General features: G+C 55.2%; 15 protein-coding genes. 5 read left to right on the forward strand and 10 right to left on the reverse strand.

All coding sequences use genetic code 11. The annotated features are described in order from the left end of the window. The first annotated feature begins 58 nt into the window (after positions 1–58). Positions 59–5,866, forward strand: coding sequence for a DUF2339 domain-containing protein (locus Poly59_RS07925; RefSeq protein ID WP_186776089.1), 5,808 nt, complete (start codon positions 59–61; stop codon positions 5,864–5,866). Positions 5,867–6,242: 376 nt separating this feature from the next. On the opposite strand, the gene Poly59_RS07930 is transcribed toward Poly59_RS07925, so the two are convergent. Beyond that, positions 6,243–7,631: a DUF1501 domain-containing protein gene (locus Poly59_RS07930; RefSeq protein ID WP_146533561.1), complete on the reverse strand. Its 1,389-nt coding sequence runs from the start codon at positions 7,629–7,631 to the stop codon at positions 6,243–6,245. Positions 7,632–7,637: 6 nt separating this feature from the next. Then, a complete protein-coding gene (locus Poly59_RS07935) occupies positions 7,638–10,097 on the reverse strand; it encodes a PSD1 and planctomycete cytochrome C domain-containing protein (RefSeq protein WP_146533562.1) in 2,460 nt (819 codons plus the stop codon). 371 nt (positions 10,098–10,468) lie between these two features. Between Poly59_RS07935 and Poly59_RS07940 the strand changes: the two genes are divergently transcribed. Further along, positions 10,469–11,812 carry a Gfo/Idh/MocA family protein gene (locus Poly59_RS07940; protein WP_146533563.1) on the forward strand — a complete coding sequence of 448 codons (1,344 nt, stop codon included), beginning with the start codon at positions 10,469–10,471 and terminating at the stop codon, positions 11,810–11,812. 86 nt (positions 11,813–11,898) lie between these two features. After that, on the forward strand, positions 11,899–14,031 hold the full coding sequence (locus Poly59_RS07945; RefSeq protein ID WP_146533564.1) for an FAD-dependent oxidoreductase: 2,133 nt from the start codon (positions 11,899–11,901) through the stop codon (positions 14,029–14,031). Between the two features lie 365 nt (positions 14,032–14,396). On the opposite strand, the gene Poly59_RS07950 is transcribed toward Poly59_RS07945, so the two are convergent. The 3 genes from Poly59_RS07950 to Poly59_RS07960 all read right to left on the reverse strand — a co-directional run bounded on the left by Poly59_RS07950 (position 14,397) and on the right by Poly59_RS07960 (position 17,914). Further along, positions 14,397–15,695 carry a lactonase family protein gene (locus tag Poly59_RS07950; RefSeq protein WP_146533565.1) on the reverse strand — a complete coding sequence of 433 codons (1,299 nt, stop codon included), beginning with the start codon at positions 15,693–15,695 and terminating at the stop codon, positions 14,397–14,399. A 162-nt stretch (positions 15,696–15,857) separates the two neighbouring features. After that, a complete protein-coding gene (locus Poly59_RS07955) occupies positions 15,858–16,601 on the reverse strand; it encodes a rhamnogalacturonan acetylesterase (RefSeq protein WP_246151482.1) in 744 nt (247 codons plus the stop codon). Between the two features lie 20 nt (positions 16,602–16,621). After that, complete coding sequence (locus Poly59_RS07960) at positions 16,622–17,914, reverse strand: 3-keto-disaccharide hydrolase (RefSeq protein ID WP_146533566.1); 1,293 nt, start codon at positions 17,912–17,914, stop codon at positions 16,622–16,624. Between the two features lie 183 nt (positions 17,915–18,097). Between Poly59_RS07960 and Poly59_RS07965 the strand changes: the two genes are divergently transcribed. After that, positions 18,098–19,615, forward strand: coding sequence for a hypothetical protein (locus Poly59_RS07965; protein WP_146533567.1), 1,518 nt, complete (start codon positions 18,098–18,100; stop codon positions 19,613–19,615). A gap of 109 nt (positions 19,616–19,724) precedes the next feature. Here Poly59_RS07965 and Poly59_RS07970 read toward each other — a convergent pair whose 3' ends face one another. The 5 genes from Poly59_RS07970 to Poly59_RS07990 form a co-directional block, all read right to left on the reverse strand. Further along, positions 19,725–20,738, reverse strand: coding sequence for a DUF1559 domain-containing protein (locus tag Poly59_RS07970; protein ID WP_146533568.1), 1,014 nt, complete (start codon positions 20,736–20,738; stop codon positions 19,725–19,727). A gap of 129 nt (positions 20,739–20,867) precedes the next feature. Then, positions 20,868–21,401, reverse strand: a complete 534-nt coding sequence (locus Poly59_RS07975; protein ID WP_146533569.1) for an NUDIX hydrolase — start codon at positions 21,399–21,401, stop codon at positions 20,868–20,870. A 16-nt stretch (positions 21,402–21,417) separates the two neighbouring features. Next, positions 21,418–23,151, reverse strand: coding sequence for a BamA/OMP85 family outer membrane protein (locus tag Poly59_RS07980; protein WP_246151483.1), 1,734 nt, complete (start codon positions 23,149–23,151; stop codon positions 21,418–21,420). Then, positions 23,151–24,539: a BamA/OMP85 family outer membrane protein gene (locus Poly59_RS07985; protein WP_246151484.1), complete on the reverse strand. Its 1,389-nt coding sequence runs from the start codon at positions 24,537–24,539 to the stop codon at positions 23,151–23,153. The genes Poly59_RS07980 and Poly59_RS07985 overlap by 1 nt, the downstream gene beginning before the upstream one ends. A 303-nt stretch (positions 24,540–24,842) precedes the next feature. Next, positions 24,843–25,313, reverse strand: a complete 471-nt coding sequence (locus Poly59_RS07990) for a hypothetical protein (RefSeq protein WP_246151485.1) — start codon at positions 25,311–25,313, stop codon at positions 24,843–24,845. Between the two features lie 258 nt (positions 25,314–25,571). On the opposite strand from Poly59_RS07990, the gene Poly59_RS07995 reads away from it, so the two are divergent. Continuing rightward, positions 25,572–26,507 carry a diacylglycerol/lipid kinase family protein gene (locus Poly59_RS07995; protein WP_146533570.1) on the forward strand — a complete coding sequence of 312 codons (936 nt, stop codon included), beginning with the start codon at positions 25,572–25,574 and terminating at the stop codon, positions 26,505–26,507. Positions 26,508–26,510: the final 3 nt, after the last annotated feature.

Consider the following 26,510-nt stretch of genomic DNA (forward strand, 5'->3'; position numbering starts at 1 on the left):
ACCTAAGCTTCCCACGACCTTCTTGCCTTACAAATACGCATCAAACCTGACGACCATCATGGAAATCCTGCTGTTCCTCATTGTGATCTGGGCTTTCGTCACGATAGTCGGGCACGGCAGTTGGGTGATGATCCGCGGATTGATCCGACTTTTCACAGTCAAAGAGCCCCAAAACAGCCCGCCAGACGATGCCACGTCCGAGCAGCGTGACCTGGCGGCCACCCACCGAGTCGTCAGCCGATTGATGGGCAAAGGTTTCATCGACACCGCCCGAGGAATCGAACTGCGAGAAACCCTACGAGACTTGGAATGGAACCGGATCCCAAAGACCAAGACCAAGACCAAGACCAAGACCAAGACCAAACAGACAACGAAACAAGGTACTGCTGCTGAAACCGTCGATACAACCACTGCAACTGATAACACCCAATCAACCGCGATTCAGCCAGCTTCAGAATCGATTACTGAAGAACTGCCGATCAACGCCGAGTCGCTCGCCAGTGAAGAAATAGCGAGCGAAAGGATTGCTGATGTCGAAATCATTGACGCAGTCTTAGTCAGTGATGAAACGAATGAAGAAGCGTTGCCTGCGACGCCTACGCTTTCGATTTCGGAAGTGATCGGTTCATTTCTGGCCGCACGAAACATCCGCTGGGGCGAGTTGGTTGCCGGCATGCTGATCGTAATCTGCTCGATCGGGCTGGTCATCAGTCTTTGGAACACCCTGATTGAAACGCACCCTGCGATTCCGTCGTTGATTTTCCTAGCCGCCAACGCAGCGATCTACGCCAGCGGTTTCTACACGCTCGGTCGATGGAAGCTGCGACACACCAGCCGCGCCGTGTTGGTGATCGCATCACTGCTAGTCCCGCTAAGTGTGCTAGCGGGTCTGGCCGCGACAGGCACTGGCGGTAGCGCAGTTCACCTGAACGATCCCGTTACACTGATTACGATTGCGGTCGCGGGATCAATCTACCTTTGGCTGGTGTACCGAGGCGGCAAGGCACTGGTGCGCCGCCACTTGGCGGCGGCGATGACTTTGGCGGTTGCTGGACCAACCGTGATCCTGCCACTGATGCCAGCGGGCGTTCGTACGTTCGGCGACAACGCCGGCTGGATCGTCGCAGTTGCCTCGATCGTCGTCGCGATCGCAGTATCACTGGTTGCACGAATGGGACTGCGAAAACCCACCATGGGCACGTCGCACGTTCGATCCCACTTCATGGTGATCGGGCTCGGCGTGTTCTCGCTCGCCATCGCCGTCGGATACACCATTTTTATAACCGGCCCATCTCAACCGATGGCGATTGCGATCGCAACGATTCCTGCCCTGGTCGCGATATCCGGCGCCGCACGACTCTTGATGTCATCTGCACGAAGCGCGGTCGGTTCGGTGACTGCTGCGATCATTTGTGTGATTTGCTTGGGTGGTTCCGTTGCGATTCTGCCACCAGCAATGAAGAGCTCCGGTTGGCTGTGGTGCTGGGCCTTGGCTTGGACGATCAGTGGCTTGATGCTCGGACGCTGGTTGCGACAGCCACTGATGGTTGCTCTGGCGACAGCACCGATTGGGCTAGCAGCCATGCTGACGTCGCCGACTTGGATCAGTGGCTTGCCGTGGAACGAAATTAACTTGTTGCGACGAGTCATCGGCGGGGAACCGATGCTCGTCGCCGCAGGTGTTGGCGTCATCTCAGCCGCGATCGCTTGGGCAATGCGTGCCCGATCGATTTCGCGATGGATGAGAGTATCCGCCGGCGGATGGATCGGCTTGGCTACGATTTCAGCCATGTGTTTGTCCGTGTCACCAGCGGCATCGATGGGTGTCGTTCCGGTTTGGACCGTGACCGCCGCCCTAGCAGTCGGAACACTGGCCGGAGCATGGATTTCGCAAAGTGAGTCACGTGGTCAGCGCCAAGCCGGTCTAATCCTGGGCGGTGCGGCGACCGTCCTTGGCTGGATGTCGATTCTGCATCCTTGGTCAATCGGCCAGCAAATGACGATCAATTCGATGTCGATCTGGATGCAGGTTGGCATCGGTTCGGCCGTGACTTGGATGGCCATTTGCGAGTCCCTAAAATCAATTCGGGCGTCGCGCCGTTGGAATCACATGGCCGTCGGCGCGTGGACCATCGTCGCTATCGTGGCCTGCGCTACAACCACTCACCACGCCACCGCGTCGGCGGTATCACTGGCCGCGTGCGCCGCAGGATTGCTGTGGTCGGCAAGTGCCAGCCGATCCAACACAGCACTGCGTCTGTCCCAGATTACAACATTGGCATTCGCCACAGTGATGGGATACGCCTACTGGCCACAAACTCTGTTTCACTCCGATGCCTGGCAGTCTGGATTGGCACCTTGGGGTTGGTCAATCACATTGGCCTCGGTGGTCGCCGTTTGGCTAGTCGCCCGTGGACTGACTCGGCTTGAAAATCCAAAGCTACAAAACCGGATTGGATTTCTGAGAAGACCCGCCGCCCGCTTTGAGTTGATGCCCGACGGCCAAGCTTGGCTGGCATCGATCGGCTTGGCATTTGTTGGCGCGGTCTGGCCAATGGCAACGATGTTGCTTGCGATTTTCCGCGAAGACAACTTCACTGAATCACCGATCGCACTGCCGATCGTCGCAATGATTGGCCTAGCCGGCCTCGTTGCCTGGCAAAAGACGCAACGTATTGACCGAGAGCCTAACGCCTGGGAACAAGGTGCCGCAGCCCTCGTTTCCGCGTCAGCACTGACGTGGTCGATTGGTCGTGGCGTGGCATCGATGCCAATGGGTGCACCGGAGCATTTGGTGCTTGCGACTTCGCTGATTGCGATAACAGGGTGGTTGGCAGCCTACTTGCGAAGCACCTTCAAAGCGGTCGGTGTTGCCGCGCCGGTGGCGATTGCCATCTCATCAGCCGCGTTGCTGGCCAAGTACTGGTGGACGCCCATCCTTGCCAGCCAGCTTGCCCCTTGGTTCCCCGCCGTTGCCGTCGGAACTTGGTGGGGAATCAGCGCGATCATACTGTTGAACAAGTCTCGACAACAACAATCGATCCAGTGGTCTGCGGCTTCCGCTGCTCTGACTGCAATTGCCGCGATCGTTTTGTCTGCGACCTTGACCCGATCACCCGTGACCTGGATTCAAGTCGCGTCCATTGGTTTGATCGTCTGGTCGACCTTGGCCAGAACGCTTGCGATTCGCTTCCCAGAACCTGCGTCGACTCAAACTTTCGCAGCGGCTGTCAAAGGAAGCCTTGTTTTGGCCAGCTTGATCGGGATGGGTTCGGCGGTCGGCGTGACGGCAGCCATCCTGACTCGGTCATCGCTACTGTTGCCTTGGGCCAGCCTATCGGGCTTCACCTTATCATTATTGGTATTGATCATTTTGACGGTACCCAAGACTCAAGAGTTCCTTGGCTTTGGTGGCACGCGTGCCGAACTGGCTTGGCCATTTGGCATCACATTGATGGCTGGCCAAGTGGCCTATGCAGCGTATGCGATGGGTTGGTTGAGCGGGCCGCCACTGATTGTGGTGATCGCCAGCGGCTGGCTGCTTGGCTCGGCCGCCTCCGTTTGCCGGTCGGCCTGGAACTCGCTCTATCGTCCCGATGATCGTTCACCATCAATGCGAACGATCGACCTAGTACACACCGCAATGGTTGCCGCCTTGACGTTTGGCTTGGCATGGTCGAGCGGGCGTCTGACGCTGGTTGCCGTGACGCCATGGCTCGTCATTGCTTCGCTTGCACTGACGGGATTCCAAGTTGCACTGATCCAAACCTGCCAGAACCACGGAACCGCGACGCGACGATTCTCTCAAAGCATCGGCTGGTTCACCGTGATCGCCAGCTTCCTTGCTTGGCAGAACTTGGTTCCATCGACGTCCGGCGAATGGGTGCTGGTCACCGTCGCAGTGGTCTGGGCGACTGGATGGTGGATTGTTTGGCGGATCAGCAGTTGGCGACAAACCAACCCCAAATCTGCTAGCCCTGACGCAGGACTGGTCAGCTTGCTGACGATCGCCGTGATCGGCGAAATCTCGAACGTTGTGCTGGGCAGTACCGCGTTCCCCGTTTCAGGCTTAGCCGAAATCTCACTTTGGATTCGCTTGGCCGCCTACGCAGCCATCCCCATCGTGGGCATCGCACTTTCCAAACGCCAGCTTAGCCAGGGAAACTTGGTTGCCGTCGGGGTCGCCTCGTTGACATTGCTGTCTGTTCACACGGCGAATGAGTTCGAAACCGACATGCAGATCCGCTGGATGGTGGTGGCGCTTTCGTCTGGGTTCGCCGTGGCACTGGTTTCGCACCTGCTGCCGCTGCTCACTGGAAAAGCTTGGACGCCAGCATCGCCGGCCACCACCAATCCACAGATGAAGACAACGGTAAACACGTCGCAGGTCGCATCACTGGTCGCAATCACGGGTATCGCCGCATCGGTTTTCATGATCGCGTTCGACGTCGCCGATCAACGTCACCTTTGGGTCACTCAGTTGACGGTGTTGTCCGTCGCGATGGCAGCTTGGGCGATGGCAGTGCTTGCCGAAATTTCAATGCAGTCTCGCATGCGACACATTGCTGTCGGGATGGCGATGACAACCGCTGCACTGATGGCCAGCATCGGCACCTCTACCGTGGACCATCCGCTGCTAGAAACAGCCATGCGATGGTTTGTCGCTGCCGTCGTTGTGATTCCGATGTGGCTGTTTGCCTTTCCAAAGTTAGCCGGCCAGCAAATCAGTCAGCGATGGTCGTCCGCGTTTCGCGGCGGTGCGATTTCAGGCGTGGTCGCGGCAATCGGTTCACTTGCGGTCATGCTGGTCATCGAAGCCATTGTGCGACAAAGCGGTGAAATTGACGGAGTCTCTCGCACCATGGTCGGCGGTGTCGCGGTCAGCTTGGCGTTACTGAGTGGATTGTCTGGACTGGTCGCCGTACTAAGTGGCCCAGGGATGACATGGCAGTCGACCTGGAATTTATCAGACCGAACACGACAGTCGCTGGTGATTGCATCGCAGTGCATCGGAGCGATTTGCTGGCTGCACCTGCATCTTTGCAAGTCACCGTGGGCGCTGATTGGTCTGCGAGCTTACTGGCCCTTGATCGTGATGAGCTTGGCCTTCGCCAGCGTTGGCATCACCGAATGGGCTCGTCGGCGTGGCGACCGAGTGATCGAGACGACACTCAAGCAAACAGCACTCTACCTGCCGCTGATTCCGCTGATCGGATTCTGGTTTAGCGGCGGATTTACCGGCGAATGGGATTGGGCCTTCATCGGCGATAAAGTTCGCTACGACGCCGTGCTTGCCCTGGGTGCGATTTACTACCTTGCCATCTCGGCGATCTGGAAAAGCACGCTGCCGCGAATCTCGGCCGTCGTGCTGGCCAACGCCGCGTTGTGGGTGATGCTCGTTCAGCAACCGAATTGGGGCTTTCTGACTCATCCCCAAGCTTGGCTCATTCCGCCCGCCGTTTGCGTGTTGGCGGTGACGCATTTCTATCGTCAACGATTGAGCCACGCGACGACCTCGGCGATTCGTTATGCCGCCACCCTGGTGATCTACATCAGCAGCACCGCTGATATGTTGATTGCACAGATTGGCACATCGATCTCTGGACCGATCGTTTTGATCGTCTTGGCACTGACTGGAATGTTGGCGGGTGTCGTTCTAAGAGTGGCACCGTTTTTGTACTTGGGTGCAATCTTTGTCTTCCTGGGTGCCGCCAGCATGGTCAGGCACGCTCAGCAATCTATCGACGCGGTGTGGCCATGGTGGGTGTTCGGAATCACAACCGGCGTTCTCATACTAGTCGGTTTAACGATGCTCGAGAAAAACAAACCACGGCTAAAAAGCTACGCTCAGTCTCTGGACCAGTAGCAGACAAGATAAAAGCAATGGTCGTCGCACGAGTTGCAATCCGGTTGCAACCCATGTGATACCAGCTGGCTTTTGGGCCAAAGGCCGATTGTCGGGTGGGAGAAAATCAAATCACAATTCGATTAGCGATGGGTTATCGACGGGCTGCTTGCAGCCGATCTCCCAAACGGGGACCAACGCAATGAAAGAATGCGTCAAGCTACGCCACCGCCGCGTCCCAAGCATGGACGAGGCCCCAGCCAAGCCATGACCGCTTGCTGCGAGATGTTGTTCGCCGCGCAAATTGAGTTGAAGAGGTACGTAGCGAATAGGCAGTGATCGTTTGCAACTGCGTTCAAAGGAACCTGGACTAGAGCGGTTCCGAGCAGGTTCTGGGTCAGGCAATGATATCATCCACGACACGGCCAGCCACGTCCGTTAGTCGGAAATTCCGGCCAGCATGTCGGTGTGTCAGTTGCAGGTGATCGAGCCCTAATAGATGCAGGATCGTGGCGTGCAAATCATGGATGTGGACTCTGTTTTCGGTCGCGTAGTATCCAAATTCATCAGTCGCTCCGTACCGAATGCCAGATCGTACTCCGCCACCAGCAAGCCACATGGTGAAGCCTTCCGGATTGTGATCCCGACCGTCGTGCCCCTTTCCCTGGCAGGTGGGTGTCCGCCCGAATTCGCCTCCCCAAAGCACCAACGTGTCCTTCAGCAACCCGCGTGCTTTTAGATCACGCAGCAGCCCCGCAATGGGCTTGTCGACCTCTTTGGCATTCTGCAAGTGACCTTTGCGAAGATTGCCATGCTGATCCCACTGCACCTCGGTGTTGCTATGAGTCACTTGCACAAACCGAACTCCGCGTTCGGCGAATCGACGAGCCATCAAACATTGACGACCGAAGTCTGCCGTGCCAGGATCGTCGATTCCGTACAGCGAATGGGTTGCCTGAGTTTCATCTGCCAAATCGAGCGCCGTCGGCATCTCCGTTTGCATCCGAAAGGCTAACTCAAACGACTTGATTCGAGCGTCCAATTGAGCGTTAGGCCCGGTAGTCTCGCGAAAGTTCGCATTCAACGATTGTGTCATGTCCAGCTGCATTCGCTGCAAATCGCCGGACATGTTTGAGTTCTGGATGAACTTGACTCGGGCTTGATCGGATGACTGACTGGCGTTTCCCAGGGGTGTACCTGAATGGCTGGCCGGCAGAAACGCGGAACTCCAATTCTTTGTCCCGCCATGCGCCAGCGTGGGGCAGATCGTGATGAAGCCCGGCAAATTTTCGTTCTCGGTACCCAACCCATACGTGATCCACGAACCCATGCTGGGCCGAACGAAGGTATCGCTGCCGGTATGAATTTTCAGGCATGCACCACCATGCGCCGGATTTGATCCGTGCATGGAATTGATGATGCACAAATCATCGACGCACCGAGCGACGTTCGGGAATAGCTCGCTGACCGCGATTCCGCTCTCCCCGTACTGTTTGAACTTCCACGGCGATGCAAGCAGGTCACCCGTGGGAGCAAACTGGACGCGTGGTTTCTCAAACGGCAACGGCTTGTGGTCGTTCTTTTGAAGCTGTGGTTTGTAGTCAAACGTGTCCATTTGCGAGGGACCACCTTTCATGAACAGAAAGATGACTCGCTTGGCCTTCGGAGCATGATGCGGCGAGGACATTCTAGTCGCAGCCGGAGAGTGTTCAGCCAGCAAAGAATCCAATGCCAGCGAACCAAATCCGATGGCAGACCTTTGCAACAGCTGTCGTCGTGAAAACATGACGTGTTATCTCAAGTAAATGAATTCGCTGGACGAAACGATCGACTGGCATAAAGTCTGCCAAGCTTGCGTCTGATCACGAACCGCCGCGTGTTGTTCCAGTTGTGTCAGGAATTGAGCAACATGCCCCGTTTCGCTTTTGGTTGGCAGTCGCCCATACGATTCTTCGAAAAGTCTTGCGATGCGTGTTTGACGCGAGGATGGCTTCTTTAACAGTCGCTCTGCCATCGAGGTCGTTACCTCGGTGACAAATTCGGAATTCATCAAAAACAGGGCTTGTGGCGAAAGGGTACTCGTGTCGCGGTTCCCGGTCAGCACGCTTGCATCGGTGTAGTCGAAAAGTTGAAAAACGTCGTACAGATGATTGCGAATGATGGGGACATAGATGGATCGTCTCGTCGTATCGTAGCTCGACGCGTCTTGCGAAGTATGGTTAAACACAAGCGTTCGATTAGGTGTTTGCAACACTGGTCCGCCGACCATGCGATCGAGTTGGCCACTGATCGACAAGAGCGAATCGCGGATCGCTTCAGCCTCCAAACGTCGAATGTCCGATCGCCAATAGAATTGGTTGTCGCCGTCGATCGATGTATTGTTCGACGCATTGTCCGATGCGTTGTTCGCATCAGCCGAACTTCTACGCTGGTAGGTTTCAGACAGCATGATCGTGCGATGCATCGCTTTGATAGACCAACCACCGTCCATGAACTGTCGCGCCAACCAATCCAGCAACTCGGGATGTGTTGGTGGCTCACCCTGTATGCCGAAGTTGTCGACGGTCGCGACAAGTCCTTTGCCAAAATGCCATCGCCAAATGCGATTGACCATGACGCGAGCGGTCAGGGGATGGTCCCCGCTCGTCAACCAGCGAGCAAATTGCAATCGGCCACTCTGGTCATCGGGCAGGTTCGGTTGATCGTCATCGGACAGCACACGTGGAAAACGACGCGGGATTATTTCACCCAGCGTCAGATGACTGCCGCGGACATGAATGGCTGCGTCGGCAATCGTGCCGTCCGAAACAGCCATCGCAGTCGGCATGATGGGCGTGGTTTCTTCAATCTGCTCGAGTTCTTCACGCAGTTTCTGCAACTTGGACTGAACTGATTCGGGAAACCGCGTCTCGACATCTGTGGGAATCGTTTCGCCTGCTGGCAGCGCCAATTGCTTCGTTGCGATTGCGACTTGATCGGCGATCTGTTGTTTTTTTGCTGCCAGACTTGTGTCATTTTCCTGCTTTCGTGCAAGATCGTCGACAGTGGCAATGGAGACCTCGTTCCACCTCGCAACGAGCTTGAAGGACTCCATTGTGTGGGTGCTTTTAAAGATCCCGGCCAATGCATAGTAGTCATCGTGGCCAAGTGGATCGAACTTATGTGTATGACAGCGGGCACAGCCAAGCGTCAGACTCATCAACCCTCGGCCAATGGTGTCGATCTGCTCATCGACAATGTCCATTTCCATCTTTTGCCCATCGACTTCCGCTAGCACCTTGGGCCCAAGTGAGAGGTAGCCCGTCGCGATCAGTCGCTGATGCTTCAGGGCGGTGTCACCTTGCGAGTCGAGTAGATCCCCAGCAAGTTGCTCCGTCAAGAATTGGTCGTATGGCTTGTCACCATTGAACGATTGCACGACGTAATCCCGATAACGCCACGCATTGCCGTGTGCTGCATTTTCGTCCAGCCCATTGGAGTCCGCATAGCGTGCAACATCGAGCCAGTGGCGTCCCCATCGTTCACCATAGTGAGGCGATTCGAGCAATCGATCCACCACGCGACGAAACGCATCGTTTGCCTTGTCGGCAAGGAAGGCATTGATTTCATCAGACGTCGGGGGAAGCCCAATCAGGTCAAAGGTGGCGCGCCGTATCAACGTACGTTTATCAGCTCTTTCAACTGGCACCAAGTTGTGTTGATCCAATGCCCTCGCGATAAACGCGTCGATTGGACTGGAACTGAAGCCCAACGAACCCGGTACATCCGGGGATGCAATCGGCCGGAAAGCCCAGTGCTTGCGACCGGCTTCGATGTCAATGTTTTCGCGCGACGGGACGAAGTCCACTTCGCCGCTCTCTGGATGCGGGATCCCCATGTCGACCCAGCGAGTCAGGTCCGCTACTTGGCGATCGGACAGTGGTTCATCCGGCGGCATGCGTAGCTCACTATCGCGATGACTGACCGCAGTCAACAGCAAACTACTCTTGGGCTTACCAGCGACAACCAGTGACCCTGCCGTTCCACCCGTCAGAATTCCAGCTAACGAGTCCAGACGCAATTCGCCCTCTTGGGTTTCTTCACCGTGGCAACCGTAGCAATGGTTCGCCAGCAATGGACGAATCGATGTTTCAAAAAACTGTATCTGCTCCGTACTGGGAAGCTCGGGGGCCTTTGCTGCTTCCTCGGCAAACGCGGACGGCGCATAAGAGAACGCAATCGCCAATGTCGTGAGCGTACAAAATATCTTCATTCAATCGGGGCCCTGCTTCAGACATCACGAAGGGATCGTTGTGATCCAACTCTGTCATGCTCGGATCAGTCCTTCCAAGCAACCTCCGGAAAATGGCAGCAGTCGTCACGCGTTTTGCTGCCGCCCATCGGCTTTCGACCAAATCGTAGCGTTGATTGTATCACGTCCGTCATGGCCCCATTGAATTTTGACGCAGCGTAAAACTCAGCGACCACCATCGTGATTGAATCACTTTGTTGTGATGCGTGCTTGGGCGAGATAACATGAGCACCCCGCAATGAAGAAGTTCTGCAATCAGCGTTTCTGATGCCTTGCAGTCTCCCGCCTTTCATGCGATTCCCTCCCCATTCAGCTCACCTCGGAGAATCCCCATGGCGTCCTTTCCCACCCGACGTCTGTTTCTAAAGTCAGCCGCGATGGCAGGCACTGCGATTGGCCTGAACGCACTCAGCTATTCGCGAGTTTACGGAGCGAACCGGCGACTACGAATCGCCAGTATTGGAACCGGAGGCAAAGGCTGGAGCGACTTAAACGGTGTGGCCGCTAGCCCGGCCGTGGACGTTGTCGCGTTGTGCGACATCGATTCGTCCGTCAAACATCTCGGCCAAGCAGCACAGAGGTACGGCGCGGCTAGGAAATACGCTGACTGGCGAAAGCTGCTTGATGAATCAAACGACATCGATGGCGTGTTGGTATCGACGCCCGATTTCATGCACGCTCCGATTTCGATGGCGGCGATGCACTTGGGAAAGCATGTGTTTTGCCAAAAGCCGCTGACGCACACGGTCCACGAAGCCCGGCAGATGCAAACTGCCGCTGCGAAATTCGATCTAACAACACAGATGTGCAATCAGATCCAATCCCATTCGGCCTACCGTACCGCGGTGCATTGGGTCCATGGCGGTAAGATCGGAAAGGTCAAAGAAGTCCATTCGTGGCAAGGAGGTCAACCGTCTTGGCCGCGGAATATTATTCGACCTCAAGGCAGCGATCCTGTCCCTGCCCATGTCCGCTGGGATTTGTGGCAAGGCGTTGCACCGGAGCGTCCGTTCAAGCTTGACATGTATCACGCCTTCAATTGGCGCGGCTGGCAAGCTTACGGGACAGGACAGCTTGGCGATTTCGGATGCCACATTTTGGATCCGGTTTTCAAATCACTAAAACTCACCTCACCTACCAAACTGACCGTCCAAGCGCCAGCGCTGCTGCCGGACTCTTGGACCGACCGTTCGACGGTGCATTACGAGTTTCCAGGGACCAAGTACACGCTGGATTCGACACTGATGGTCACTTGGTACGACGCAGCAGGTGTGTTGCCGCCGCGCGAAAAGTTGGGGGACATTCCTGCCAGCTATGACCTTCCCAGCGCCGGATCTGTCCTCGTTGGCGAAAAAGGTTCACTGGTTATTCCGCACGTCGCGATGCCTAGGCTTTTTCCCGAAGAGAAGTTTCCTACCGACGAATTGCCCGTCATCGAAGGCGTCGATCACTACACGCAATGGGCAGACGCCTGCCTGGGCAACGGGAAAACGACTTCGCATTTCGACTACGCAGGGCCGCTGACCGAAACCGTTTTGCTGGGAACCATCGGCATTCGATTCCCTGATCAAGAACTCATTTGGGATGCTCCGTCCCTCAAGATCACTAACCATGCGGAAGCACAAAAGTGGATCACCAAGCCTTATCGAAAAGGCTGGGAACCATCGTGGGTTTAGTGGCCATGTTTTGCTGAACTGGTCGAGTCGGCAACATCCATTTTGATTTTCGCGTCGCATTGTTTCTCCAAGGGATCGTTACACCCATGAACTATTTTCGCGTATCGCAAGCGATTGCGTTTCTCGCATTGCTATGCCTCATGATTTCGCCCGTGAATGCGAGAGCGGCCGACGACAAGTTGTATGATGTTGTGATCTATGGCGGCACGTCTGCCGGAATCGCGGCGGCCGTCCAAGTCAAACGAATGGGCGGATCGGTCGTGGTCATCGAACCCAGCCGGAGGATCGGAGGCCTGACGACTGGCGGGCTCGGACAAACCGACATCGGCAATAAGGCCGCCATCGGAGGCATCGCCCGCGAGTTCTATCAGCGCGTGCGAAAACACTACCAGCAGCCGGAAAGCTGGAAATGGCAGGATCAAGATGCCTATCTCGATAGCGGTCAGTCGCGAACCGGCTCGAACGAAGACACGATGTGGACGTTTGAGCCGTCAGCAGCTCTTGCGATCATGCAAGACTTTGTGCGCGAGCATGAGATTCCGGTAGTGATTGAACAACGGCTTGATCGAACCAGCGATTCGGATACGAGCCGTCGGGTTCGAGGCGTGGTGCTCGATGGCCAACGGATTGTGGCGATCAAGACCGAATCCGGTCAAACGTATCGCGGACGTGTCTTTATCGACGCGACTTACGAAGGCGACTTGTTGGCGGGAGCTGGCGTCTCGTACACGGTGGGACGCGAGGGCAACGATGTCTATACCGAGACGCTCAATGGCGTTCAGACTCGCCATGCCAAACACCATCAATTCGTACCCGGTGTCGATCCGTACAAAGTGCCTGGCGATGCGTCGAGTGGTTTGCTTCCTGGCATCGATCCCACCGGGCCGGGGAAAGAAGGAAGTGGCGACCGACGTGTGCAAGGTTTTGGCTATCGCATGTGCCTGACCGATCACCCCCAAAACCGCATCCCATTCGCGAAACCCGCTAGCTACGATCCGCTAGTCTACGAATTACTGCTACGCAATTTTGAAGCCGGTGAAAAAGGTATGCCGTGGATCAACTCTAGCATGCCCAATCGCAAAACCGACACGAACAATCGTGCGGCTTTCTCGACTGACTTCGTTGGACAAAACTATGACTACCCCGAAGCGAGCCACGCCGATCGCGAAACGATTCGTCAGCGTCACCGTGAATATCAGCAAGGTCTGATGTGGACGCTTGCGAATCATCCGCGCGTGCCCGCCGCTATTCGGAATCAATTCGCCCGCTGGGGAACCTGCCGCGACGAATTTGAACGCGAAGACGGCTGGCAACAACAACTCTACATTCGCGAAGCACGACGCATGATTGGCTCCACCGTGATGACCCAACACCACTGCCAAGGAAGCGAGGTCGCCGAGGACGCGATCGGCTTGGCTGCCTACACCATGGATTCCCACAATGTGCAGCGACATGTTGACGCCAATGGACACGTAAAGAACGAAGGTGATGTGCAGGTCGGTGGCTTTTCACCGTATGCTATTTCATACGGATGCTTAACACCCAAACGTGAACACTGCGAAAACTTGCTCGTCCCCGTGTGCTTGAGCGCGTCACACATCGCGTTTGGTTCGATCCGAATGGAACCTGTCTTCATGGTCCTTGGCCAGTCAAGCGCGACCGCAGCCATGCAAGCCATCAAGACTGATGTTCCAGTTCAAGCGGTCGACTACGACGCGCTGAAGCAGAAATTATTGGCGGACGGACAGGTTTTGGCGTGGACCGGTCCCAAGCGGAAAACTGCCGCATCAATCGATCCTAAAACGCTTGACGGGATCGTCATCGATGACGAAGCCGCCAAACGAACAGGCTTTGACGACACAAGCCAGATGATCGGCCCCTTCGTCGGTGTCGGCTATCGGCACGACAACGACACCAACAAGGGACACCAAAACCTTCGATTTCCGGTCACGGTCAAGCAAGCCGGAATGTACGAGGTTCGCATCGCCTACTCGCCCAACGCAAACCGTGCGACAAATGTTCCCATCACCATCTACGCGGGAAGCACAACCTTTTCGGCAAAGGTCAATCAACGCCAGCGGCCCGAACATGGCCCCTTTGCAACGGTCGGAAAATTTGCTTTTCCGATAGGCGACGCTGTCGTGGAGATCGGCAACGCCCAAACCAATGGCCACGTGATTGTCGATGCCATTCAGCTCTTGCCGTCGAAACAAAGATAGTCAGCGACAATCATCATGCGTTTCAAGTCTCGGTCATATCGACCTCCGTTGAACACGGAAAGACTTGAAAGGAAGTCGATGTCTTTGACCTCAGTGAACTCCCTGACGGAGGAGCATCGGCCCCGACGTTGCGGAAAGAATCCCAACTGCATCACCAGCCAAAGCCGGATCCCAGTCGTGCGGCACCCCATTGTCGACCGCGTGCGCGAGATACGTACCAGGACTCAGTATCGTGACGACGGCCAACGACAGCCCGGCAACGTGCACGCGACAACGGAGACAAGAGAGATACGAATGCACGAATCAAATTCTTCCGGTGAAGGTTCTAAACATTCGATTGTTCTGTCCGCGATAGCCGCGACTAGTCACCGTTGCTCGGGGACCTTGACCTTTTCCAGGTCGACGAAGGTGATGTTCGAAGGATTGCCAACGGGGGCGTAGTGTCCTGTGAAGTCGAGTTTTCCTGTAGGACGATCGACGCGAAACGCCGTGACGTTGTCAGCTCGCTGATTGCAGACATAAAAAAACAGACCGCTAGGATCAAAATTAAAACTGCGAGGATAGTTGCCGCGCGTCCATTCGTTTCCAACTTGGCTGAGTTCGCCGTCGGGTCCGATGGCAAAGATACCCACGCTATCGTGAAGTCGGTTTCCGCCGTAGACAAATTTGCCGTCCTTGGAAACCAAAATCTCGGAACAAAAATTGCTTCCCGCAAAGTTTGCCGGCAATGATGAAATGGTTTGACGAGGACTTAGCTGACCAACTGCCGGATCATAGTCAAACAGCACAATCGTCGATCCCTCTTCTTGGATCGAATACAGCCAGCGACCGTTGGGATGGAAAGCAAAATGCCGAGGTCCGTCTCCTGGCGGCAACGAAACACTGGGCGGTTCGTTAGGAGAAAGCGTTCCTCGTAGCTCGTCAAATTTCCAGACATGAATTTTGTCCAGCCCTAGATCCACATGCAGCACGAATCGCCCAGACGGATCGGCTTGGATCATGTGTGCATGGGGACCGTCATGACCGCTGATGGCGAAGCTGCCCGGCGGGGCATGTGTTGCCTTCGTCGGACCGACGATTCCTTCATCCTGTTGCGCATCCGTGGCTTTCCCCAGCCGACCATCGGACAAAATCGGCAGCACGGCAATCGAGCCACTGAAGTAGTTGGCCACGAACAGAAAATTTCCCGATGGATGGATGCTGACATAGGTAGGACCGTCACCTTCGGACGCAACCGTGTTGAGCAGTGTCAATTGTCCGCTGACTGGGTCAATCGCGAAAGAACTGACTGATCCTTGTTCCGCAACGCCAAACCGGTCTGTTTCGTTACTGCTGTAGAGCCGATCACGAGCTTCATTGACCACCAAACAATCTGGACTTGAGCCAATATCAACCGTCCCGGTGGCTTGCAGCACACCGGTCTCGCGATTGACTTCGAAAAGGTGAATCCCACGACCGTTGCCCGGCGGCAGGTCCACTTGCGTATCCGGAACGTCGCCCAGTGGTGAACTGAACGTGCCCACGTATGCCATCAATGGTCGCGTCTGGGTAGATTTCGATTGATCCTTTTGAGCCAACAGCGTCCCACTAAAAAATGCGGTCGCAATCGTGGCGACCATCAACCATTGACACTTCAAACGAGCAGGCTTTTTGGATGCATACATGAAGAGAAGATCTTTTGCGATTTGGCTTGGAATGAATTTTAAGAAACCGTCACGAAACGACTTTCGGGTTTGAACAAGCCTGCCAACCCAACGCGTTCACGAAAGAATCGAGTTTACTGCCCCGTCCCGCACTCACGCGTCAGGTTATAAAATCGGATCACGTTAGGGGACGGTTTGCAGCGAAGGCTTTTCTTTGACATAGGAAGTCAGTTTCGGCACCGCTGATTGAAGTTCTTTGATGACAAGATCGGCGATGACAGCACCACCCATTCGATTGAAATGAGTCAAGTCGCCTTCCTTGAAATTGAACTTCATGCTCGCTTCGGGACCAATGCTGTTGTGCAGTTGAATGCTCAACCGATGAAGGTCAATGAATGGGACATTCAGCTCCGACGCCGCCGACTTCGCGGCATCAGCCCAGGGGGTCAACGTGGTGCGTATCTTGTCGTCTGCGTCAAATCGACGTCGCGTCACCGAGCTGACAATGACCGGAATCGCTCCGATCGACTGAACCTCCGCGACATATCGCCCTAAGTTTTCGCGGTAAGACGTCGCCGGATCGGTTTCTCGCGTGGGCCCTTTGCCAGGTTGATCGTTGTGCCCAAACTGAATCAAAACATAGTCTGGCTTGGATGCCAAAACCGCTGGCATTCGGTTTCCGTCGTACCAGTTTTTCGAACTGGCGCCGCCTTTCGCGAAGTTCAATACTTTGACATCGTTGGTAAACCGCTGCCGAAACGGCACGCCCCATCCTGAGGATTCTGCCACCGTTGAATCACCGATCAACGCGATCGTGATTGGCAGCTTCGGTTCGCTGCTCTGTGCGAAAGTAATATTCGTCATGATTAACGTCATGACCGGTAGGCAACACTGCACCACCAACTTGAACACAAGCTTGATTTTCATTTGAGCCACATCAGTTACCATCACTCGCCATTCCGTTCGATCAGTTTCATCATGTCAGCGGTGATCGGCATGACTTCAAAATCTTTAAAGAACATTTCGCAGTCGGTGCCACCGTGCATCTGCAGCCCTAGCTTACCCGTCTTCTCGCACTCTTCATCGACGATATCCGACGTGCAAAATCCATTCAGCGTCTGGACCAAACGGTCGCCATACGCCGCAGTACAGGTGGTGTTCCACTGATCGTTCTTGTTGCGAACCTTTTCGATGAGCTCGTCGTTATTGACGATCCAACCTCGACCGGGGATCTTCTCGCCGTCCACGATGCCCGCGGTATGCCAAAGAGCAGAGTCCTTGCCGTTGTTGGCTATTTCATTTTGAAATCCACGCAGCACCCACGGTGCACTCGTTTCTTCGGCTCGGAAATACAACGCGCTGTTTCCGCCGTGCATCCGATACGTGACGCGAGCAATGAAGTTGTCGTAATCCTTGGTCGAGATGACCAGCCCGTCCTTGCCTTGGCTTTTGGAATGGACGCCGTGCAGCACACCGTCCTCGGTGAAGGACCACTCTTCGGGCAACACGAACTTAGCGTCCGCGAGCTGGTATCCGCCGTCGTCGCCTTTGACGAAGAACGATTCCCAATTACTCTCTCCCAGATCTTTCACGCGGATATTCTTCCAAGCGACGCTGCCAGATTTCCCCGCATGAATCTGCAGTCCAAAAAATCCCTTCATTGAAAAGCTGTCGAACATATCGACAACTAGTTTGCCGTTCAGCCAAGTCTTGATCGACGGTCCGATGCACTGAATTTCGATATCGTTCCACTGACCATCACGACTACTTGCCTGAGCGGCATCAAGACGAGCCTGCGGAGTGTGCGCGTCCAACCAAATCATGCCATGTTTGTGACCACGGCGTCCTTCGTCGTAGATGCGGCCCGTCTTGTCGCCACCAGGAGTCATTTCGAACTGGTAGCCGAAGACGCGCTCACCATCACCCTCAGGTCGCGCCGCAGATCGGAATTGAATTCCCGAATTTCCATCTTCAAGAAATTTATACTGCAGCTTGATGACGAAATTTCCAAATTCCTGTTCCGAACACAAAAACGTGTTGCCCGGAGTGTTCGGAACGCACTTCCCAACGATCGAACCGTCCTGGACAGAGTACTCTGCGGCCCCGCCACGTTTGACCCAACCATCCATGTCCTTGCCGTTGAACAGGGAAACGAATCCCTCTTCGTCCGCCGCTGACGCAGTCAGACCGCAGGACACGAATAGCCCGAACATCATCATCGCTGCAAAACATCTTCGCATTGCTGTCTCTCTTGGAAGTGGTAGGTATGGATGCAATAACAGCGGTCCAATCGCGCTGAATTTCGGTTCGTCAACGAGGTGCGTCAAGCTTCGATTGCCAACATTGCCGAGAACCAATGTATCATGAAGCCGCCAAAGCCTTTGCGTTTTAAAGTGCCTAATTGCTGCGTGATCACCAGTGCCATGTTTCAGAAACGAATTTTTCTATCGGTTGCGATCACCTCGATCGTCACCGTTGGACTCATTGCCGTGAAGGGACAGGGGACGGTGGGCGCCGCTGATTCCCGGCCAGATGAGTCACGAGTGCATGTGGTTGGCGGCCTTGGTTTGTGGGATGCGGTGATGCCATTGACCAATTCTGACGAGCTACTTCTGCGACGCGAGGATCGGTTGTGGCGACTGGACATGAGCGGGTCGAGACCACCGATGGAAGTGCTGCAATCAAAGTTGCTTCGCCAGGCGGAATTTGTGTTCACGGCCGACGCGGGCCAGCGGCAATGGGTGTTCTGCAATTCGAAAGCAGCTTCCCCGTTCGCAATTGCGATCGATGGCAAACGGACGGCTGAATTTTTGATTCCCGACTTGGCGATTTCCGGCGAACAGACGCCCGTGATTCAATCGCACGTTTGGGTACCTCATTGCAACGCAGCGATCTTGATGGTTGCCGGAGGCGATAAGCAGACATGGCCGCGAGACGGCAACCGACCCGTCTACTTTTGGATTTCGTTGGAAACTGGAAAAGTCGTCCGCTTCCCGATTGGATGGGACCTGGACTACTTTTCGGCCGACCAACGGGTTGCTGTTTTTGGCGCGCTCATCGAGGAACGATTTCAGCCACGGCAACTGCGGGCCATTTCGATGGTAAGCAGCGAAGCGATCGCCAATCCGCCCGACAAAGCGATTCACCCGTACGTTCCCTTTCATTGGACAAATACTCAGTTAGTCCAGCCCGTGTTTGAACGGAATGATGAAGCCATGTCCCGGCGACGTCTGATGGGACTAACGACCGGCGGCGCCGTGCATGCTCTACCCGATACGCTGCCACCCGAAAGTCACTTGGAAATGGCCAAACATCGCGGCGACAACGTGGGAATGCGAATTAGCGATGGCAACCGCTATGTAGGCGTGCCCTGCGACTATTCGGTACTATCGATCACCGACAAAAATCGCCAAAAGACGATTGCAAAGAATGTGACCGATTTTTCATTACTGGATCAAGGGCGTAGTGTGGCGGTCATTTCACCAATGGAAACACAGCAATCCTTGACCGAGGCTTGGCTGCTTTCGCCGGACGTGGCGCTACGCCAGGATCTGCTCAGCGGTGTCGAACAACCACCCCCGTTACCGCAAAGGTTGGCACAGAAATCGTACATCCGCAATCGTCGTACGGTCTTGATGATTCCAGGTTTTGGCACTGGTGCATCAATTGTGCTTTGCTTGTTCACTCATGACCGTTGGGACATGCGGTCACTTCCGAATCCACTCGACGAATCGATTACCCCGCTGTTCTGGCGTCGCGCACTGTTGGTCGAATCGACCGGCAAGCGGAAGTTGCTCGATGGTTTTCGCGATCGCGACAGCCCCGAATCTTTTTGGCTGCACAATACGGGACGTCTGTTGACTGGCGCGACGCGATACATCGATGAAAACGGACAAGAAATTCGAAAGATCGAAATCCGTGAATACTCAATTAGGGATTGAGCTTTCCAGGGTCAGCGGACGCGATCGAGAAGACGGAATGTACCGGAACGACGGGCTGCTTGCGGCACAACTCAGGCTCGCAGCCTGAATTACACACACGCGTTGCTGATCACTCTGGAACGGCGACGACTTCGTGGCCGGCACGAGTGGACAGATCTTGCCAGAGGTCGCGGTCAATTGAATCGCTGAAGGTCTTGACGGCCCCGTCCAGCATCCCGACCGTCACGCCGCCGATGTGGTAACTGCGAGATGTGACCGCGGCGTAGGTTCGTGGGATTGGTGATCCGGACGATTTGCCTTCGCGAAAGTTGGTGAAGTCAACGTCGAATTCCACGCCCGACTCAGTACACAAAATTTTCTTGTTCGGAGTGAACGTCGTCGTGAATCCGGCTTGATGAACTCGGCCGTCGACCCATTCGGTATGCCCCGTATTATTCTTGAAGGATCCGGCCAACAAGCAAATGTCGGATTCGATCTGTGGCATGCTCATGTCACCGGCGACCGATGCATCCCGGTAATACGGGTTCCAGGCTTTGACTTCAGCAAACGCAAGTGTGTTGCTCAATCCATCCAAGCAGTCACGAAACGCTCGCGGTCGTCCTGACGTGAACATGCCTTCGCCAACCGTTTGGTCATTGGCGTCGTAAACAAACCAAGTACCGCCGTTATAGGCATAGCTGAGCGGATAGTGCTCGGGGCCGCTGGTTCCGATGCGCGGGGTGTCGTTGACTTCGCTTGGGCACTGATAGGTCGGAACTCGAAAGCTTGACACAGGAATATCAGCGCCGTCCACATGCAGAGTCGCGTTACCGTAGCCATCCGCAAAATTGACCGCTGACGACAAAGCCATTGCCTCGATGAATGGCAGAATACGAGCTTGGGCTGACCAGCCGTCGCCCGACACCGCAGGTTTCGTCCAAGCCGCGGGCAGTTTCTTGTTAGCCGACTCGTAATTGTGGACCGCCAACACAATCTGTTTCATGTTGTTTTGGCAGCTCATTCGCCGAGCCGCCTCGCGGGCAGCTTGCACCGCCGGCAACAACAACCCAACCAGCACCCCAATGATCGCGATCACGACCAGCAGTTCGACCAGGGTAAAAGCATGACGGGAGGGGGAACGCATCTCGGGAAACTCCGTGTAGGGCACAACTTCGACAGGATCCTGCTACTGAGAATCAATCGCAACAAGGCCAGTTCTACACAAGATTCCGATTAAACACAATGAGCACAGCGAAAAATCGAACGAATCGATTTACTCGGGGTTTTCCTGCATCCAGAGCTCGACGGCGATCCGGTTGGATTCGAACGCCATATTGCCAAGATGTTCGGCGCCGGGGCGGACCCAAATGTGGTGGTCCAGTTCGTCGGCAGCGAGAGAAAGGTCTACCAAGGAGTGAACCTGGCACTCAAAAAAGAAGTCCACCACGGGCGAGATCATGCCGCGGTAGGCATAGCGATTAGGCCGCGACATCAGATAACGAGCCTGACGCACTTTGAGGCTGGTTTCCTCGAGCACTTCCCGAGCGAGCGCCTCTTCGACGCTTTCATCGCGATCAACAAAGCCGCCCGGCAGCCCCCATTTTCCAAGGCCCGGGTTCCGTGCCCGGCGGACAAACAAGAGTTCATTCCGCTGGTTGACGATCAGTCCGCCAACGGCGGCGACGGGTCCGAAGAACAATGTCGCCTCGCACGATGAACAGTGGAACGGAATCGATCCAATGTCATTGTTTTCGATGCCACAACGAGGACAAAAGGCATATGCTGCTTCGACCGGGATGTCACTCATTGATTAGCACCACGGGTTACCGAACCAGGCTCATGTAGAAACTAAACATGCGTTCGTCGTCAGTATCAGCCTTGGCCACGGGGAAGGCAAAGTCGAATGCCAGAGGAGCTGGCCCCAACATTGGAATTGCCACTCGCAAACCAAATCCCGGTGCGACCCGGAAACTTTCCGAGTTGATTTTCAGTTCTTCTTCGACCGTTCCGAAGTCGACGAACGTCACGCCGCGAAACGCATCGTCAGCGGTAATCGGAAACATGTACTCGACGGTGTTGAGCCACTGGAAGCGACCGCCAAGCTCAACACCATTAACCGGATCGACCGGTCCAGCACCACGGAAGTCGAAACCACGCATGGTCGCATAGCCACCGGCAAAGAAGTTTTCAAAGATCGGTGTGTTGTCGCCGCTATACCCGAACCGTGTCGAGAACGAAACGGTTTGTTTCCCGGAACCGTCGGCCCGTTCGCGAACCAACCAGTATTGGCGGAACTCGGTTTCAAAGCGAGCGTAATCGAAATCGCCGAAGGACTCTTCAAATTTGAATTGAAAGTAGTGTCCGCGACTGGCTTGGATAGGACTATTTCGCGTGTCGTGAGTCAACGAAAATTCACCCGAATACAACGCGTTGTCGCCGATCACATCGGTCAACTGCGTTGGCCCTGTGCGATTGGTCTGCAAGTCAACATTTTGTCCGGTGACACCAACGGTCAACGACAAGTCGGGCGTGACTCGGTAACCGAGTGCCAAGCGTCCACCCAACCGTTCTTCGTCCCAGTCATTGAATCGTCGGTCATACCAAAAACCGCTGACGGACAAACTAATCGGAAGGTATCCGAACAGGTTCGGATCAACAAACTGTGCGGTATATCGTTTGAATTGTGATCCGGGTGCGGCTTCAATTCGGAAGGTTTGACCGGCACCACGAAACGCGGTTCCGCTGAACAAGTCTTGAAATGACCGTGGGAAGCGAGTGATGTCAAAGTTGCGTTCGTCGATTGTGATCTGTCCGGTCACGCCGGCGTCACTGTTGACGGCACCACCCAACATGATCCGACCTGTCCGAGCAGGAAAACCGTTGATGACCAAGTCAGCTTCGCGAACGCGTGGTCCTTGCACGGCTTGACCGATCGAACCGTACGGCAATACAGGCGCGTAAGGATCGACCATCCCGGTTCCGCCGAGCGAATTGGCTTGCGGCGAGGTGTAGTCGCTGTTGGGTGCGAGGTTTGGCCCAGGGACGCCGTATTGTGGCGCGCCATACTGGGGCGATGCGTTGTACTGGGGTGCCGCGTTGTACTGAGGTGCACCGTTGTTGATAGGTGCGCCATACTGCACCGGAGCGACCGTTTGTTCTTGCGGAAACTGACGGGCCGAATAGACACCGCTGACGCCGGGCGATGCCACTTGAGTGAACCCAGCTTGTTCCATCGTGCCAGCAACCGCCGACGACGGCGTGCCGGGCTGTGCAAAATTGTTGTTGGGTGCGTAATTCGTCGCAACACCGGGCGTTGCCTGCGTTTGCCAATTCGACGGTGGTGCCGAAACCGACTGAAGCTGGGCACAGCCAGTCATTCCCACCAGCGAGCTGCCGAGCGCGAGCCAGGCGAGCGCAAGCCAGCCCAGACGGCAGGCAGCGTCGCAATGGTTGTGTTCCTTCATACGGTCAGCTTCGACGGAGGAGATATAGTTAAGCGGACGAGTCTTGAGCGCAGTGGACGCGAGCTCGAACAGATTTTTTGCGGCAGTTTTCATCAGTAACGCTTGCCGCCTTCATCAGTGGGCACGACTTTGATATCCGGTGGCTCGGCAATTTGCGGATTCGTTTCAAGCAACTGGCTGCGTTCTAACCGCGAGCGGTTGGTTTCTAACGCGCGTCGATCGATCCAGTCGCCTTCGCGCAGGTCGATCAGATTCAACATCGTCGTTTCTTTCATCAAGTGCGGTTCGCCGTCAATGTTGACGCGAATTTTGCCGACCTTCCAGCGATCGCCTTCGGTGATTTTGTAAACCAAGTCAACGATATTGGCTTCGTCTCGCATCACCGTTTGCGGTTCGATCTCGGCATAGATAAAACCAAGTTCACCGTACGCGTAAACCATCTCGCCAACATCTTGCCGCAACTTGGTTCCGTCGAAGGTATCACCAGCGTTTAGCTTTAGGCGTTCTCGCAGCGATGACTCGATCGCGTATTGATTGCCAACGATCTGAACTTCGTTGACTTTGAATTGCGGACCTTCGTTGACGACGAACACGACGTCGACCCACTTGCCGTCTTTACGGTACTTCCAAGTGCGCCCGACCGTCGCAGTCAAAAAACCAAGGTTGTGATAATAGGCCGCCAAAATGTCGACATCTTGATCGAGCTTTGCGATATCAAACGTGTTGCCGATGTAGGGGACCCAACCACCAGCAAAGCCATCACTGCTCTTGATGACCGTTTTGAGTCGTGCTTCGGAAACGATCGTGCTGCCGTTGATCGCGATACTTGCAATCCGTTCTTTGGGGCCTTCGTTGATTCGAAAAACAACCGCCGATGCATCATTCGGAAGGCCGACCGAGCTAAGAACAGAAACTTGGTTGAAGCCTTCTTCGCGGTAGTAGTCGCTGAGTCGTCTGCGCGCCGATTCGATCGAAAACTCGCTCAACGGGTCATTGGGATTCACGCCCGCGCGCCCTTTCAGCTCGCGTTCATTCATCGCTCGGTTACCGTGAAAAACAACTTGTGAAATCGTTGGACGTTCGTGAACGATGAACGTGACGCCAACGCCACTGGGTTGCTCATTCAGTTTGAAAGTGACGTGATCGAACGAGCCAAGATCGTTTAGCCGGCGGACGTCGCCCAGCACGGTTTCGTAGTCATAGAAGCGATCTTTGCGGGTCTGGACCTGCTGTAAGATTCGGTGCATGGTGACGCGTTTGTTTCCGACGACGCGAACATCAAGCACGATCGCGTCACCTTTTTCACGTCGGACTGCGATACCATCGCCATCGTGGACAAATTCGCGAAACTTGGGTTTGCTGTCGGGGCCGGGCGCACTCGCGCCGCCTCCACCTCCACCGCCCATGCCACCACCACCACCACCACCGAACTGCCCCAGCGCGGGCAACGACAACGGTGCAGAAAGCAAAATGGCCAACATGCAGCGGCGATACCCAACCGAATGGGAACCGTATACGCGGCAATGTGACAACGAATGGGGCATACGTGGTGGCATACCTGGCAAACCAATCAAACGAACAGGCTACTAATGTTGAGTCCCAACCTCCCGCAAACAGGAGACTCGGCTCACTTCCATCGGTAACTACCAATGGCGGACCGACTGCCACAAGTCGGATTCACTAGCAACGTGAATGATTTGCAAAGAAATTGCCGCGTGAAACTCGCGCGGCGAGGCCAAAGCGGGAATTTCCCAGGCGTTGAATCGTAGAAGCGAGCTGTTGGATCAGTTCTTGACGATCGACTCAGATTGGTCCAGCGTCACGTCAATCGCATCAATAGGAAGCTCTAGCCAATCAGTGATCAATACTCGTTGCACGAGTGGTTCGTCCAAGTGTTTCAGCACAATCTCCATCAATCGTTCGCGAATCTGTGTTTGCGAGGGATCTTCCAGCCACTTGGGGTCGACTTGCCGCAGAAGCTGTTCGGAAGCTTCGCGTATCTCCATCTGCATCTGGGCCATCCGTTCTTTGCCACGATGCAGCTTCGATGGGTCCAAGACCGCATGTAGCCGAAAATGGTAAACCGTCGACAGATCTGCGACGCTTTGAAACCGAAAATTGCCAACTTCCATCGCGGTCGTCTCCATACCGCTTAGCCGAGCGACACGGCTGCGAACGTATCCGATCACGGCTGCGTGAATCGCAACCATCAATAGGATCAGTCCGGCGCCCCAGTAACGTCGTAACAATTTCATCGAAACAGGCTCTCTCGTTGGATGGAAACCAATTGACCGAGGAGCGTCTCGACGTTAATCCGATCCAATTGAACCGATGATGTCGATTTTGACGCCCCTAGGCAGCCAGATTCCACAAACCGTGCTCACAGAATCTGCCTAAGAAAAGGGTAGGTCGAGATTTGCACACGGACGACGCGAAAGACGATAAAACGTTAGCCAGAATGCTATTTACGACTCATTCCTGACCAGCTCCACCGCCCGCCTCCCGAGACTCATATGAACCGACTAGATCCCAAACACGCGACGTCGGTGATCATCTTCACCAGCCCCAAGGCGGGCAGCGGAGCGGGACGGGATCAGCTGCCGAAACTAACCGCAGGTCTACAGCAAATCGGCATCGACGTCCAAACAGTCGGTACCGTCATCGACTTGCAAACTGAAACCCAGCGAGCTCACAATCCAATCGTGGTGGCCGCAGGTGGCGATGGAACGCTGGCGCTTGCCGCTGCATCGATCGCGGCTAAAGTCCCGCTCGTACCGATGCCAATGGGCACCGAAAACTTGCTGGCAAAACACTTCGGATACCGATGCGACGCCGCGTTCGTTATCGAGACCCTTCAGTTCGGTCAAGCCAAACGTATCGACGTGGGCACGGCGGCCGGCAAACCGTTTTTGATCATGGCAACATGTGGCTTCGATGCCGAAGTGGTGCGAGCGATGCACTTAACACGGCGTGGTCACATCAACCGTTTCAGCTACTTTCGACCGATCTCTCGAGCCATCTCGCGATATCGATTTCCTGAAATTCAAATTCGAGTTGACGGGGCTCCACCGATCCGAGCCGGATGGGCGATGGTGTTTAACTTGCCTCGCTATGCGGCGTCGCTAGCAATCGAGCCAAATGCGATTCCGGATGATGGGATGTTGGACTTGATCGCGTTGCAAGGCCGCTCGGTTGCCAGAGGATTGGTCTACTTGGCTGGCATCCAAACGGGCCAGCATCTGAAGTTCTCGGACGTCGTTCGTTTACGCGGCAAGTCGTTTGAAATTTCCGCCTCCGACTCAACAGGACCAGACTTGCCAGGCCCCGAAACCCCAGCGTGCCGAATCCCTTATCAGGTCGACGGTGATTATGCCGGTCGTTTGCCGTTAAAGATCGAAACGATGCCTGGCCGAGTCCAACTGTTGTTACCGTCGCGGGGAATTGCCTGACGC

It is taken from the genome of Rubripirellula reticaptiva (genome assembly GCF_007860175.1).
Lineage (GTDB): Bacteria > Planctomycetota > Planctomycetia > Pirellulales > Pirellulaceae > Rubripirellula > Rubripirellula reticaptiva.

What these genes read in the sequence shown, in the direction of transcription:
- Poly59_RS07925 (WP_186776089.1), top strand. Translation starts at nt 59, where the DNA reads ATGGAAATCCTGCTGTTCCTCATTGTGATCTGGGCTTTCGTCACGATA.
- Poly59_RS07930 (WP_146533561.1), bottom strand. Translation starts at nt 7,631, where the DNA reads ATGTTTTCACGACGACAGCTGTTGCAAAGGTCTGCCATCGGATTTGGT.
- Poly59_RS07935 (WP_146533562.1), bottom strand. Translation starts at nt 10,097, where the DNA reads ATGAAGATATTTTGTACGCTCACGACATTGGCGATTGCGTTCTCTTAT.
- Poly59_RS07940 (WP_146533563.1), top strand. Translation starts at nt 10,469, where the DNA reads ATGGCGTCCTTTCCCACCCGACGTCTGTTTCTAAAGTCAGCCGCGATG.
- Poly59_RS07945 (WP_146533564.1), top strand. Translation starts at nt 11,899, where the DNA reads ATGAACTATTTTCGCGTATCGCAAGCGATTGCGTTTCTCGCATTGCTA.
- Poly59_RS07950 (WP_146533565.1), bottom strand. Translation starts at nt 15,695, where the DNA reads ATGTATGCATCCAAAAAGCCTGCTCGTTTGAAGTGTCAATGGTTGATG.
- Poly59_RS07955 (WP_246151482.1), bottom strand. Translation starts at nt 16,601, where the DNA reads ATGAAAATCAAGCTTGTGTTCAAGTTGGTGGTGCAGTGTTGCCTACCG.
- Poly59_RS07960 (WP_146533566.1), bottom strand. Translation starts at nt 17,914, where the DNA reads ATGCGAAGATGTTTTGCAGCGATGATGATGTTCGGGCTATTCGTGTCC.
- Poly59_RS07965 (WP_146533567.1), top strand. Translation starts at nt 18,098, where the DNA reads ATGTTTCAGAAACGAATTTTTCTATCGGTTGCGATCACCTCGATCGTC.
- Poly59_RS07970 (WP_146533568.1), bottom strand. Translation starts at nt 20,738, where the DNA reads ATGCGTTCCCCCTCCCGTCATGCTTTTACCCTGGTCGAACTGCTGGTC.
- Poly59_RS07975 (WP_146533569.1), bottom strand. Translation starts at nt 21,401, where the DNA reads ATGAGTGACATCCCGGTCGAAGCAGCATATGCCTTTTGTCCTCGTTGT.
- Poly59_RS07980 (WP_246151483.1), bottom strand. Translation starts at nt 23,151, where the DNA reads ATGAAAACTGCCGCAAAAAATCTGTTCGAGCTCGCGTCCACTGCGCTC.
- Poly59_RS07985 (WP_246151484.1), bottom strand. Translation starts at nt 24,539, where the DNA reads ATGTTGGCCATTTTGCTTTCTGCACCGTTGTCGTTGCCCGCGCTGGGG.
- Poly59_RS07990 (WP_246151485.1), bottom strand. Translation starts at nt 25,313, where the DNA reads ATGAAATTGTTACGACGTTACTGGGGCGCCGGACTGATCCTATTGATG.
- Poly59_RS07995 (WP_146533570.1), top strand. Translation starts at nt 25,572, where the DNA reads ATGAACCGACTAGATCCCAAACACGCGACGTCGGTGATCATCTTCACC.